The organism is Stenotrophomonas sp. Steno-Z10-HUANG (genome assembly GCF_056393075.1).
Map to the genome: position 1 here is coordinate 87,537 of NZ_JBWJPA010000001.1, position 12,972 is coordinate 100,508.

General features: G+C 61.7%; 10 protein-coding genes. 6 read left to right on the forward strand and 4 right to left on the reverse strand.

Annotated elements, in window-relative coordinates; translation table 11 throughout:
* Positions 1-793: 793 nt before the first annotated feature.
* The 5 genes from aceE (at position 794) to AC06E6_RS00465 (ending at position 6,568) form a co-directional block, all read left to right on the forward strand.
* Positions 794-3,481 carry a pyruvate dehydrogenase (acetyl-transferring), homodimeric type gene (gene aceE, locus AC06E6_RS00445; RefSeq protein WP_427852169.1) on the forward strand — a complete coding sequence of 896 codons (2,688 nt, stop codon included), beginning with the start codon at positions 794-796 and terminating at the stop codon, positions 3,479-3,481.
* 248 nt (positions 3,482-3,729) lie between these two features.
* Positions 3,730-4,662, forward strand: coding sequence for a retron St85 family effector protein (locus AC06E6_RS00450; protein ID WP_478059858.1), 933 nt, complete (start codon positions 3,730-3,732; stop codon positions 4,660-4,662).
* Positions 4,659-5,579 carry a retron St85 family RNA-directed DNA polymerase gene (locus AC06E6_RS00455; protein ID WP_478059860.1) on the forward strand — a complete coding sequence of 307 codons (921 nt, stop codon included), beginning with the start codon at positions 4,659-4,661 and terminating at the stop codon, positions 5,577-5,579. The genes AC06E6_RS00450 and AC06E6_RS00455 overlap by 4 nt, the downstream gene beginning before the upstream one ends.
* 351 nt (positions 5,580-5,930) lie before the next feature.
* A complete protein-coding gene (locus AC06E6_RS00460; protein ID WP_478059862.1) occupies positions 5,931-6,203 on the forward strand; it encodes an XAC0095 family protein in 273 nt (90 codons plus the stop codon).
* A complete protein-coding gene (locus tag AC06E6_RS00465) occupies positions 6,200-6,568 on the forward strand; it encodes a SymE family type I addiction module toxin (protein WP_478059864.1) in 369 nt (122 codons plus the stop codon). Before AC06E6_RS00460 ends, AC06E6_RS00465 begins: the two co-directional genes overlap by 4 nt.
* A gap of 662 nt (positions 6,569-7,230) precedes the next feature.
* Here the strand turns inward: AC06E6_RS00465 and AC06E6_RS00470 are convergent.
* The 4 genes from AC06E6_RS00470 to AC06E6_RS00485 all read right to left on the reverse strand — a co-directional run bounded on the left by AC06E6_RS00470 (position 7,231) and on the right by AC06E6_RS00485 (position 11,209).
* A complete protein-coding gene (locus AC06E6_RS00470) occupies positions 7,231-8,787 on the reverse strand; it encodes a hypothetical protein (RefSeq protein ID WP_478059866.1) in 1,557 nt (518 codons plus the stop codon).
* Between the two features lie 209 nt (positions 8,788-8,996).
* On the reverse strand, positions 8,997-9,908 hold the full coding sequence (locus AC06E6_RS00475; protein ID WP_478059867.1) for an HNH endonuclease: 912 nt from the start codon (positions 9,906-9,908) through the stop codon (positions 8,997-8,999).
* Between the two features lie 55 nt (positions 9,909-9,963).
* The gene (locus tag AC06E6_RS00480; protein WP_478059869.1) at positions 9,964-10,419 is read right to left on the reverse strand and encodes a hypothetical protein; all 456 of its coding nucleotides are present in this window, start codon (positions 10,417-10,419) and stop codon (positions 9,964-9,966) included.
* Between the two features lie 58 nt (positions 10,420-10,477).
* Complete coding sequence (locus AC06E6_RS00485) at positions 10,478-11,209, reverse strand: hypothetical protein (protein ID WP_478059871.1); 732 nt, start codon at positions 11,207-11,209, stop codon at positions 10,478-10,480.
* Positions 11,210-11,793: 584 nt separating this feature from the next.
* On the opposite strand from AC06E6_RS00485, the gene AC06E6_RS00490 reads away from it, so the two are divergent.
* Positions 11,794-12,960: a GGDEF domain-containing protein gene (locus AC06E6_RS00490; RefSeq protein ID WP_478059873.1), complete on the forward strand. Its 1,167-nt coding sequence runs from the start codon at positions 11,794-11,796 to the stop codon at positions 12,958-12,960.
* Positions 12,961-12,972 lie beyond the last annotated feature (12 nt).

The following is a 12,972-nucleotide window of genomic DNA, read 5'->3' on the forward strand; positions in this document are numbered from 1 at the left end:
TCGCCCGGCACGGGGTTCGCCGGGAAGGCCCCATGCGGGGCAAGCCCCGCATCCACGAAATGCGCGGCTCCCCACGCGGCAAGCGCCGCATTCACGGGGCAAAAGAGCGGGCAAACGCCCCCGTAGGTGCCGGGCTTGCCCGGCACGGGGTTCGCCGGGAAGGCCGCATGCGGGGCAAGCCCCGCATCTACGGCGCCAGGCTCCCTGCGCGGCAAGCGCCGCATTCACCGGGCAAGAGAGCGGGCAAACGCCCCCGTAGGTGCCGGGCTTGCCCGGCACGGGGTTCGCCGGGAAGGCCGCATGCGGGGCAAGCCCCGCATCTACGGTGCCAGGCTCCCTGCGCGGCAAGCGCCGCATTCACGGGCCAAGAGAGCGGTCAAACGCCCCGTAGGTGCCGGGCTTGCCCGGCACGGGGTTCGCCGGAAATGCCCCCATGCGGGGCGAGCCCCGCATCTACGAAATGCGGGCCCCGGCGGGCAAGCCCCGCATCCATGGGGAACACGCTGTTCCGTGGCGTTGTGTGTCGCCACTGGTGCCTGGTCGGGCACTGCCTCAACGCGGGCGCGCGGCCGCTCCACGGGCAACGTGCCGCAACAAGGCGCACAGGGCGTTGCACCTGTCCGCCGCTGTCCCGCGGGCGGCCAACGCACTGTCGCGCGTTGTCCGCCAGACACCGCCGCCGGCACGCCCATACGCAGGCGTAGCCAGCTTCGCAGGCGGGCGGGTGCGCTACACTTTGCGGCTCAAAACTACTGAACAAGCGCGCGCGTGCGTGCCGTACCTGGGAGCGCCAATGAACTGGTTGAATGAAGTGCTGCACAACGACCCGAACCCCCTGGAAACCCAGGAGTGGATCGAGTCGTTGAAGGCCGTTATCGATGTCGAGGGCCCCGAGCGCGCGCATCAGTTACTGGAAGGCATGGTTGAGCTGACCCGTCGTTCGGGCGCGTTCCTGCCGTTCTCCCCCACCACCGAATACGTCAACACCATCGAGCCGCAGCTGGAGGCCAAGAGCCCCGGCAATGCCGAGCTGGAATGGCGCATCCGTTCCATCATCCGCTGGAACGCCATGGCCACCGTGGTGCGCGCCAACCGCAAGCCGGGCGACCTGGGCGGCCACATTGCCTCCTTCGCCTCCGGCGCCACGCTGTATGACGTGGGCTTCAACCACTTCTGGCGCGCCCCCAGTGAAAACCACCCTGGCGACCTGCTGTTCATCCAGGGCCACAGCGCCCCGGGCATCTACGCCCGCGCCTTCCTGGAAGGCCGCATCAGCGAGCAGCAGCTGGACAAGTTCCGCATGGAAGTGGACGGCGGCGGCCTGTCGTCCTACCCGCACCCGTGGCTGATGCCCGACTTCTGGCAGACCCCCACCGTGTCCATGGGCCTGGGCCCGCTGGCGGCCATCTACCAGGCGCAGTTCATGCGCTACCTGGAAAACCGCGGCCTCATCGAGAAGTCCGACCGCAAGGTGTGGTGCTTCATCGGCGACGGCGAAAGCGACGAGCCCGAGACCCTGGGCGCCATCGCCCTGGCCGGCCGCGAAGGCCTGGACAACCTGATCTTCGTGGTCAACTGCAACCTGCAGCGCCTGGACGGCCCGGTGCGCGGCAACGGCAAGATCATCCAGGAACTGGAAGGCGTGTTCCGCGGCGGCGGCTGGAACGTCATCAAGCTGCTGTGGGGTTCCTACTGGGATCCGCTTCTGGCCAAGGACACCAACGGCGTCCTCAAGAAGCTCATGATGGAAACCGTCGACGGCGAATACCAGAACTGCAAGGCCTTCGGCGGCGCATACACGCGCGAGCATTTCTTCGGCAAGTACCCGGAAACCGCCGCCATGGTGGCCAGCCTGTCCGACGACGACATCTGGCGCCTGAACCGCGGCGGCCATGACCCGCACAAGGTGTACGCCGCCTACCACCAGGCGGTTAACACCAAGGGCATGCCCACCGTCATCCTGGCCAAGACGGTCAAGGGCTACGGCATGGGCAGCGCCGGCGAGGCGCTCAACCCCACCCACCAGACCAAGAAGCTGGACGACGAAGCGGTGCGCCACTTCCGCGACCGCTTCAACATCCCGGTCACCGACGAACAGCTCAAGGACGGCCAGGTGCCGTTCTACCACCCGGGCCCGGATTCGCCGGAAGTGCAGTACCTGCAGGAGCGCCGCGCCGCGCTCGGCGGCTACCTGCCGCAGCGCCGCCGCAAGGCCGACAAGTCGTTCAACGCGCCCAAGCTGGAAACCTACGAGCGCCTGCTCAAGGATTCGGGCGAGCGCACCTATTCCACCACCATGGCCTTCGTGCAGACGCTGAACATCAGCCTGCGCGACAAGGAGCTGGGCCCGCGCCTGGTGCCCATCGTCGCCGACGAAGCCCGCACCTTCGGCATGGAAGGCCTGTTCCGCCAGATCGGCATCTACGCCCCCTACGGCCAGAAGTACAAGCCGGTGGATGCCGACCAGCTCATGTACTACCGCGAAGACCAAAGCGGCCAGGTGCTGCAGCAGGGCATCAGCGAGCCGGGCGCCATTGCCTCGTGGATGGCCGCCGGCACCAGCTACTCGGTCAGCAACGTGCCCATGCTGCCGTTCTACATCTACTACTCGATGTTCGGCTTCCAGCGCGTGGGCGACCTGGCCTGGCAGGCCGCGGACATGCGTACCCGCGGCTTCCTGCTGGGCGGCACCGCCGGCCGCACTACGCTCAACGGCGAAGGCCTGCAGCACGAGGACGGCTTCAGCCACATCGTGGCCGGCGGCATTCCCAACGTGCGCAGCTACGACCCCACCTTCGGCTACGAAGTCACCGTGATCCTGCAGCATGGCACCAAGGCCATGATGGAAGACCAGGTCGACGAGTACTACTACATCACCCTGATGAACGAAAACTACACCCACCCGGCCATGCCGGAAGGTGCAGCCGACGGCATCATCAAGGGCATGTACCTGCTCACCGACGCCGGCAAGCCCAAGAAGGGCGAGCTGCGCGTGCAGCTGCTGGGCAGCGGCACCATCCTGCGCGAAGCCATTGCCGCGGCCGAACTGCTGGACAAGGACTTCGGCGTCACCGCCGACATCTGGTCCTGCCCCAGCTTCAACGAACTGCGCCGCGACGGCTTCGACGTCGAACGCTGGAACCGCCTCCACCCGGAAGCCGAACCGCGCAAGGCCTACGTCACCCAGCTGCTGGAAGGCCGCCAGGGCCCGGCCATCGCCGCCACGGACTACGTGCGCGCCTACGCCGACCAGATCCGCGCCTTCGTGCCGATGACCTATTCGGTACTGGGCACCGACGGCTTCGGCCGCTCCGACACCCGCGCCAACCTGCGCCGCTTCTTCGAGGTTGACCGCTACTACATCGCCCACGCCGCCATCGCGGCGCTGGCCAAGGACGGCAAGATGACCGCGAAGGACGTGGCCCGGGCGATCAAGCAGTACAACATTGATCCGGAGAAGGCGAATCCTGTTGGGGTTTGATGCGTCGTAGTCGAAAAAAGCGGCCATTGGCCGCTTTTTTCTTGATTAGATGATTCGCTGTGGATAGCATGACCATGCTTTTTAGTGATTTCCGTCCATGACGGGAATGTCGGGCGATTCGCCAGACTGTATGTGATTGAACGAGTTTATCGCCGCAAACCCGGCAGCGGGATTTGCTGCGAGCTCTCACAAATCCCGCTGCCGGGTTTGCGGCGCAGTTTTGTAAAAAGCAGAGGCAGAGTTAATACATGGATGATCCAAGGCATGCTTTTATTGAGTCGTTGATACTCGATGAAAGTTATGTGCTGGCTTTCGATGGATATATATTTCTATGTGGCGGAAAAGTCGACGCAAGCGCTGATCCTCCTGTTTCCATTCGTGAAGCTCTTCTGCGAGAGTTTATAAGAAGAGATGCTTTCAAGGCGCGCGTTCGTCTAGCTGATGGCATAGACAGATGGTCTTTTGATGGTCATTACACTGATCTTCTTGAATTTGAAAGTCATATCGCCGAGTTGTCGGCTGCAATTATTCTCGTGCTGGAAAGTCCAGGGGCCTTGGCTGAGCTAGGGATATTTGCTTCATTTGATCAATTTAGGGATAAGTTGATCTTGGTGATGTCAAATCATCACTATGAGGAAAAATCGTTTATAAGATTGGGGCCTGTTAAATTTCTTGAAGATAACCTCGGGAATCAAGCGGAGTGTTTTCCTTGGATGTCAAGGGACATTGGCCTGCCTAGGTATGATGGTGCGGCTGTTGCAGAAATGCAGGGGGAAATTTTTGAGAGCGTAAGTCGAAGAGTTTCCGATCTAACAAGAGATAGTAAGTTTGATCCTGCAATATGGTTGCATGTCGCGTTACTTGTATGTGAGGTCATTGGTCTGTTTGGGGCTTTGACCATTGGCGAGATTAAGGAATTTTTGGAAAGGCTTGGGGTAAGGAAGACGCAGGCGCAAGTTAAGAAAGTTCTCTTCATGCTCGAGTTGATGGAAATGCTTCGCGTTGTTGCAAGATCAAGTCAGCGATTTTACGTTAGTCTGATTGATCGAGAGCTTGTTCGCTGGAAGGTGGAGCAGGGAGTTTTCGATAGGGGCAAGATTGCTTATGGAGTGGCCAACTTCTATGAGAAAACCGACAAAAGGCGCTTTCGTGTTATCCAGGAAGTGAGGGGTGCCCGATGAGCGGTCTTTCGATTGTGGGGAGGATGGCTGCGGATGTTGGAATTCTAGAGTCGCAAGCTGAAAAAATCATTCAGACTGCGCCACTTAGATACAAGATATATTCTATTAGAAAGCGAGATGGCGGGCTTAGAGTTGTGGGTCAGCCCGCTCGAGAGGTAAAAGCACTTCAATACTGGGCAGTTGATTTTTTGCGCCCGCTTTTACCTATGCATGAGGCTGCATCTGCTTATAATCCGGGTTGCTCAATTGGCAGCAATGCCAAAGCTCACCTGGGTTCCAACTTTATTCTGAAGTTGGATTTTAGGGATTTTTTCTCTTCAATACTTGTACGGGATGTGTGTCAGCACATCATCAGAAATGCTGGGCATGATTTGAGTGTGGCGGATGTGGAGGCTATATCTCGTCTCTTTTGCTGGGTGGATAATCGTCGACCACCCATGAGATTGTGTATCGGAGCACCATCCTCTCCATTTATATCAAACTCAATTATGTTTGATTTTGATAGGACTGTTTCGGATTGGTGTGCAGATAGGGGCGTTAAATATACCCGTTACGCTGACGATATGACGTTCTCAACTAGGGAGCGTGGTGTCCTGAAAATTGTTCAGGGTTTTGTTGAGGGTGTTTTGAACGGGTTGGCCTACCCTCGCTTGAGTTTGAATGAAGATAAAACTCTGCATGTATCTAGAAAGGTGCGGATGTCTGTTACGGGCATTAATATAACACCAGATAGAAATCTGTCGGTTGGTAGAAAGAGAAAGCGTGATGTTCGTTCAATGTACTATCGATGGCGCATGGGTCTTTTGTCAGACGATGAGATTGCCGTTCTCAAGGGGCATATTGCGTTTATTGATAGCATTGAGCCGGGATTCGGAGAGCGCCTTGCATTTTCATTCGCGGGGAAAGGGCGAGCATAGATTCGGAATTTGGCGCGGTTCTTTGTCAGATCTGTGAGAGCTGGTCGGGTGGCTATGCTTAGTTCTTGATGCTTGCTTTTTTCCACTGTTGACATTCCTCCAGAGCGGCAGCACTCTCTCTACCTAAGGAGCGTCGAAACTCCTCACACAGCGGTACCCACCTCCGTCAAACCGGTGGGTTTTTTGTGCCCAATCCTGCGGGCACAAGCCGACGCGATGCCTGCGTCGGGAGGGCGGCTAATACAACACCCTTCGGGGAAATACGCCCGCCGTCTGTGTGCGGTTTCGAACCTCCCGACATCCCGTCGCCTTCGGGCGGCGGTACTTGGCGTATTCCAGGAGGGCGTTGCCATGTACACCGCACCATCCCCGCCGGCCCCCGCGCCGGCTTACCTGTTGCCGGAGGGCGCGCACGCCCTGCTGCTTGAAGTGGGCGACGTCATGCAGCGGCTGGCCGCGCTGGCGGCCACCGAGCAGGGCAACCACGATCTCACCGCGCACCTGCTTTGCCAGCCCGGCGTGCTGGCGCAGTGCCTGCGCAGCCTGTCCGCCCGCATCAATGTCGCCCTGCGCGAGTGCAGCGGCGTGGCCCAATCCCCGTGCGACGCGCAGGAGGCCCCATGAGCCGCCGCCGTGCCCCCGCCACCCCGCGCGTCAATCGCCCGGCCCGCCGCGATACACGCACATTGGCGCAAACGCTACTCGACGCCTTGCCGCCCCTGCCGCCGCCCGACCTGCAACCCGATCCGCTCCCCGCCCGCCGCGGCCGCCTAAGTGCACCCCGCCGCCCACGCCAGCCCCGGCAATGCACTGTCAGCTGTACGTACTACCCCGGCGCCCACGGCCACGGCGGCGACCAGCCCGTTCCGCACCTGCGCCTGAGCGGCCTGTGGCTGGAGCAGCTGGGCTTCGCCATCGGCGCCAAGCTGCGCATCACCGCGCAGAAGGGGCGTTTGCTAATCGAAAAGCCGGAGTCAGAGTCAAATTAGTACTGTGCACCCGTCATGGTCCTGTTTCAGCTACATCGAGCGCCATGTGCTGGCCGACGGCCGCTGACGATGGGTTTAGTCGCTGGCATAGCGGCTTGTTGGGGGGGGCGTAAATGCGCGTGTCTTTGCAGTGATAAGCGTAGGAGGCCGTGTAGACCCAGCCGTGCCGGCGGTGGCAGGCGCGGCGTCAGCAATGGATCGCGTCAACGGTGAATTAGCCTACTGCCGGCCGGAGGCGGCCTCACTTGGCGTGCAGGTGCAGCGGTAGGCAGCGTGGTTCCCGTATTTTCGCGGCCCCATGTTCGGACAGGAGGTTCCAATATCTGGTGGCGCAGTAGTACTACCCACGAGGCTTTGGTAAACGTCTGCGCTGGTGTTCAATCTGACGGCGGCCGCCACTACAGTCAGTGCCCAAATGAGTAGGAGCTGTAGTGCTTGAAATCGTCCCGGCAATAGCTAAGACGATTCATCGCCGTAAATGGGTGCAAGCCGCCACCCGGGCAGCCAACGCTGCAGTCGGAGGAGGAATCACCGCCTTGGCACCACGCGCGTTGGTGATGCTGCTCTTCGGGAACCTCGGGAACTGCACGACGCTCTGAGGCTTGGCCACCTTCGTGCGCAACTGCGGGTCTTCCCCATCAGACCGATAAGCTGACCAACGTTTACGTATGCGTGCTTGTCAGATGGGTTGGAAGGTGCCCGACGACAACTAGCTGTTGCTCATCGTCCCAAGCGAAATAGATACGCAGACCGCGTTGCCTGTCTCGGCTATCTGAGCCAGCCAGGTGCATGTCCAGCCGGTACTCGCGCCCCTCCCACCGAACCCTGTACTCAGCTTCGTATTGCCGCATATCCACTGCATCGCCACTTGGCGAAATCCGTACGCCAAGCTCAGCTTCGCGCTGTTTACAAGCTGCCTGTCTTTCAGCGCCGCCGTAAACCTTCATGTCCCAGTAGCTCTTGGCGAGAAGTTCGACGCACTTGAGTATGAGCTGAGGTTCATTGTGGTTCGATGCAGCTGCAGCGCGAGCGGCTCTATTGGTGATTACGAGCCGGCCTGTGAAATTCTCGGTAGCCCAAGTGGAGAGATCCTCCAGCGGAACATCGAAGTCAGTCTGAGGGGTGGCTCGCAGCGCGTTGAGCTCATCCTCTAGTTTCCGGATCTGGTTGGCGTAGGTATAAAGCCGGGAGAGGGTCTGCCTTTGCGCCTCCTCGGCCCTCTGTGCCCGCTGATCTTCCGCGAGCGCATACTTCTCCCAGCTCTCTGCTTGATCGCGTAAAGCTGCGATATCTTGTTCTACATCAGCTGCATTAAGCGTATCGGCGCTCTGAAGTGCGGCCTTGATTCGCTGATCCGCTGCAATGCTTCGGATGACCCCGAAGCTAGGAATATCGCGCCTATCGTCTCGTCCCGAAACGGTATCAGCCATGGCCACCGACTTGATCACCCCCAACGCAGCGTGGGAGCGGTGCCGCCATGCCTGAGAAAGGAATAGCGGGTGGCGGGATCGATCGTCTACGTCGGCATCAAAGCCGACACGAAACAGCCGGAGGGCGTCACCAAAAACGCCGAGATCACGGCCATATCGCGCTGTGAGCTCCTGTGCGGCATCAGGTGTGACGGTTGCAACGACACATAGTCCAGCCAGAGTGGTCGAAAGTCTCGCGGGGTCGTAGAAGGGAGCTCCTTGGCGGGGAAGGCTGACGACCACCACGGACATTGGTCGCGTAGGGCGCTCGATAAGGTTGATTAGCTCGTCCACCTCGTGAGGACGGTCCACTTCCCAGACGCTGCCATCGAGTGGTTGACCCGCTTCCTTCAACCCCAAGCCGCGCGCCATCATTCCGACTACCGCCGGAATGCCTGGACGATTCACCGGTTCCGTGTTGCCAATAGGAACAAGAACACTCAGCGTGCAGCCGAAGGCAGGCGCTTCTTCGCCCGGCATTTCAACGAGGACAAACTCAACCCGCCACTGTCGACCAGGGACTTGGCCGCAGGGATCATCGAGGCGCACAGCCCAAAGGCCTGGGGCTGATTCAATTGAAAGGGCTCGTGTACTTGTTTCGTCTTCTAAATACACGGGCCGATCGTTGCGGACCTGGCTAGGCCCAACATTCCAGCTCTTCTTCTTTTGCAGCCACTCCACGGCCAGATCGCGAGCTTCGGCGAGCTGGTCTTCCCCTGCCGCTGGCCGAAAACGACCAATTACCTGCATCAGCCGATGATATCGGCCAGGTTCCAACCTCAGAGATTGGGAAATGCTCCTGTTGCCGGTTGCACCGGGCGAAACACTCGCGTGTCCAACACTCATCCGATTTCTAGCCTCCCTGCCGTGGCGGGGCGCCACAGCTTCCCCATTCTAGTGTAGCTTTGCCGAATGTCATGGGCTGAATGGATACAGAGCGGCGCCGGGCTGCGAGGCTATCAGGCTTTGAACCGTTCCCGACGGTGCCACTGGAGGTAAATGGGGTGCGGCCGCCATGCGGGGTTGTCGGGAAGGATGAGCTTCTTCTCGGGGCGGATCAGCTTGTCCAGCCCGTCGGGCACGCCGTGCGGCGAGAGCAGGATGTCGTAGTCATCGGAGAAGCTCATCAGCCCACGATCAAACAGCCAGTGCGCCGTTCCGGTTAGCGCAATGCCGTTACGCACGGTATCTGGCCCATCGCTCTCGACCGGGCGGATATGGGCGGCCTCCACTTCGGGGCGGCCGCCGCCGTTGATTAGGCGCAGGCCGGTGACCGCGCAGGTCTTGTCATAGGCGCCGCGCACGTGGCGCCTGAAGCGCGCATCGCGGAACTTCCGGTTGATGACGTGTTGGACGATGGCGCGGGGTACGTACTCTGGCGGTGCTTCCTCCGCTAGGTCCACGTCGAGCATCGGCTCGTCCGGTATGGCGGCTTCCCACGGTTCCAGCTCGGCAGCGAACCCCGCCTGCACGATGGCGGCGAACTCGTTGAGTGGTAGGTTGCGCACCGAGCGCCCGAATGCGCCCTTGTTAGTACTCCCGTCGTCCTTCTTGAGTATGGATTCGTAGTAGTGGCCGTTCTCCCTGAAGGGGACAGCACGGTCGAACTCCATGAACTCGGAGATGCGCGCGTAGTAGTGGTCCGGTGAGCGCGGATCCGCCTCAACCGCGGTGAGCCGTGCCATGGCGAAATAGGCTTGGCGCCCTGTGGCGCTATGCGGTCCCGTGGTTCGGCGTGGCTCGTAGTAGAGGATGAAGTCGCCTATGGCGGCTTGCGCTTGCCTCAGATAGGTGGCTGGGAAATGGTAGTGGCGCTCGATTTGATCGTCGTAGGCAGAGCTTTCGGATGTGGTGAGTACCGCGTTGGTCATGTCTGCCCCCAATCATTTACCCCATTCAGGGTAGCAGGCGGGCGATGCGCCCATATCAATTGCAGCGCGCGCCATACGCTGGCCGGTTGCCGCTGGCGACGGCCTCGGCTTGCGTGGCGTACCGGCCTTGCTTGGTGGCGCCGTAGTAGCGCGTACCGGGGCAGTGGTAGACATGCGAGCCGGTATTGATCCAGACGCGGGTGGCGGCGGGCGCGGCGTGGGTGGCCGATTGCGTGAGCTGTTGGATGGCCTGCTGCCGGCCGGTGGCGGCCTCGCCGGGTGTGCAGGTGCGGCCATAGGCGGCGCGGTACCCATGCTGCGCTGCCTCGCGCTCGGACATGAAGCGGCCGCGTTTGGTGGCACCGTAATACTGCCCGCCGGGGCAGTGGTAAACGCCGGTGCTGGTGTTCACCCAGACGTCGGCGGCTGTCGCTGGCAGGGCCCAGGCCAGCAGGAATAGCAAGGCCAGTAACAGGGCGAGCTGCTTTGGTTGGTTCGTGTTGTCAGCCATGTCCCTGCCTGTCATCGCAAAAGGGGCACCGCAACAGTCGAAGAAACACTATTTGTGGCTACTCGCCGTCCTGTGCATTGGCTTCGGCCAGGAGCAGCTCGTAGGCCTGCACCCGGGCGCGGAGGTGCACCAGGTACCAGGAAAGTGCATAGGCGACGAGGATCCAGAAGGCCAAGGCACCTTGCACGAGGGTGATGTTGGCAAACGCGTTCCAGTTGCCCAAGCGCCAGTCCTTGAACTGCAGGTACAGCGCCACGAGCAGCGGCAGTACCCCCAACCGCTCCATTCCACCGGTGAACAAGCCCAGGCGCTCATGCATGGTGGTTCGCCGGTCACGGATGTAGCGCAGGCGCCGGCGGCGCTGTTCCAACGGAAAGGCGCGCACCTGCTGGACAAGTTGCTGGTACTGCGTATATCCCTCCTCGATCTCCCGCGCGTGTTCGCGGCGAGCCTCTCGGAACTGGCGCCACTCCCGGCGTATCCGCAGGCACAGCGAAGTGCCAAGGCCCAGGAGTTCTACGGCGAGCCCCAACTGGGTGACGACAACCCCGGCCTTCCCGGAAAGAACGCTGCCCAGCAACATGGCCAGCCCGGCACCGGCGATGCCGGCAATCAGCGACCAGCGTTCCCAGGCGCCGGCTTTGGGGCCATCCGTTCGCGCCAGGTAGTCATCCAGTGCCGCGTTGAGCGCGGGGAAGGTGAGCCCCTGCGGGGCTATTACCGCATCGACCGTGGGCGCCACCGTTGCGGTGGGCGTATTAGGTGCTGCTGGCGCGGGAACGGTATCCATACGATTCCTGGGGCATAAGCTGCCCCACACCATGCCCGATTGCCCCAGGTGGGTCGAGGTCTGCACCACGTTGCCCCTGCCCGCGGTTGCACATGAGGCTGTCGCGGGCGGCTCGGTACGGCCTGGGTGTGGACCGGTTTCTTTACGATTCCCGGTCGATAAATTCGGGGCCGGGCCCCTTGTAACATCCTGTTTCGCAAGGAATAGGCGCGGAGGAGTGCAGGCGGTTTCTTTACGATTCTGAAACGAAAAAGCCTGCGCAGCCGCCGTCTCACGGAGGCGCCCCCCCCTGCTTTCCGCCCGATCGCCGTGCGCCGGTGGGGCGATGCGCACCAGAATGATGCCCAAGGGGCGCATGTCGCTGTTCTGGAAACTCGGCTCTGATCCTGATGTCCCGATGAGTGTTCAAAGAACGCCAGCGCATGCCGATAGTAATTGCGGCATTGCACGCAATGCGTGCCGCCGCCATGGCGCGCGGCCTGTGAGCGGATACGTTCACTGCAACGAACGTTGCGTGCCGGCAGGTGAGCCACTCACCACTCGAATCTGCCCCCGGTCTTGTCCCTCCAACTTCGAACCACCCGATGATCGCAACCCTCCTGGTCGGCATGCTCTGCGTCCACCTGCTGTGCTTTGCCGTGATGTTCCTGCTCATCAGCCGGCGCCTGGAAGGCGACCGGATGGGGATGGAAGTGTTCGCGCTGGGCAACCTCATGCTGGGCGGGGCGTATGTGCTGCAGTTGCTGGAGGGTACGCAGGGCTGGGGCTGGATGAGCGTGACCAACCACATGCTCACGCTGTGTGCGCCGGTGGCGTATTGCGTGGGTGGGCTGCGCTTCTTCGGGCGTTCGGCGCCGCTGCTGCGGCCGTTGCTGGCCGTGGCGCTGGGCTACGTCGCCCTGCAGGGGCTGGCGCAGGCGGTCTGGGGGCCGGTGGGGCGCTATGCCCTGCTCGCGGCCACCTGTGCGGTGCTGTTCGCCGGCATGGTGCTGGTGCTGCTCCGTGGCATGCGCAGCTTCGCGCGGGATCTACGTGGCGAGATGGTGTTGTTCGTCTGCCTGATCAGCGGCATCAGCGTGCTCAACGCCATGAAGTTCGCCAAGCTGCTCGGGGGCGGGCTGGAGGCGCTGCGCATGGACAGCCAGTTCCAGATGGTCTTCTACGTCTACATGTGCTCGCTGGCGACGATTCTGCCGCCGTTGATCGTGTGGCTGGTGTTGCGGCGCATGAGCGATGCGCTGCGTGCCACGGCGGCGCGCGACCCGTTGACGCAGCTGCTCAACCGCCGCGGCCTGGATGCGGCGCTGAACACTCACTTCCGGCGCGGGGCTGGTACCGCGCATCTGCTGCTGATCGATATCGACCACTTCAAGCGCATCAACGACACCCATGGCCACCACATCGGCGATGCCGTGCTGTGTGGCGTCGCCGACGCCCTGCGCGGGGCGGTGCGCAAGGGCGACCTGGTCTGCCGGCTGGGGGGTGAGGAGTTCGCCGCCATCTGCCTGGAGTCCGACAGCGCGTCTGCGCTGCAGGTGGCCGAGCGTGTGCGCAGCGCCATCGAGCAGAAATCCATGTCGCAGGGAGCGCGCCGGAATGGGGTGCATTGCACGGTGACCATCGGCGTCTCGCACGGCTTCATCGGGGAAGCCTCGCTGGAGCAGGCCATGCGCCAGGCCGACGTCGCCCTGTACCGCGGCAAGAGCGCTGGCCGCAACCGCATCGAGCTGCACTGCGAACTGGAGCACTGAGTGCGGCCTCCC

What these genes read in the sequence shown, in the direction of transcription:
- aceE (WP_427852169.1), top strand. Translation starts at nt 794, where the DNA reads ATGAACTGGTTGAATGAAGTGCTGCACAACGACCCGAACCCCCTGGAA.
- AC06E6_RS00450 (WP_478059858.1), top strand. Translation starts at nt 3,730, where the DNA reads ATGGATGATCCAAGGCATGCTTTTATTGAGTCGTTGATACTCGATGAA.
- AC06E6_RS00455 (WP_478059860.1), top strand. Translation starts at nt 4,659, where the DNA reads ATGAGCGGTCTTTCGATTGTGGGGAGGATGGCTGCGGATGTTGGAATT.
- AC06E6_RS00460 (WP_478059862.1), top strand. Translation starts at nt 5,931, where the DNA reads ATGTACACCGCACCATCCCCGCCGGCCCCCGCGCCGGCTTACCTGTTG.
- AC06E6_RS00465 (WP_478059864.1), top strand. Translation starts at nt 6,200, where the DNA reads ATGAGCCGCCGCCGTGCCCCCGCCACCCCGCGCGTCAATCGCCCGGCC.
- AC06E6_RS00470 (WP_478059866.1), bottom strand. Translation starts at nt 8,787, where the DNA reads ATGCAGGTAATTGGTCGTTTTCGGCCAGCGGCAGGGGAAGACCAGCTC.
- AC06E6_RS00475 (WP_478059867.1), bottom strand. Translation starts at nt 9,908, where the DNA reads ATGACCAACGCGGTACTCACCACATCCGAAAGCTCTGCCTACGACGAT.
- AC06E6_RS00480 (WP_478059869.1), bottom strand. Translation starts at nt 10,419, where the DNA reads ATGGCTGACAACACGAACCAACCAAAGCAGCTCGCCCTGTTACTGGCC.
- AC06E6_RS00485 (WP_478059871.1), bottom strand. Translation starts at nt 11,209, where the DNA reads ATGGATACCGTTCCCGCGCCAGCAGCACCTAATACGCCCACCGCAACG.
- AC06E6_RS00490 (WP_478059873.1), top strand. Translation starts at nt 11,794, where the DNA reads ATGATCGCAACCCTCCTGGTCGGCATGCTCTGCGTCCACCTGCTGTGC.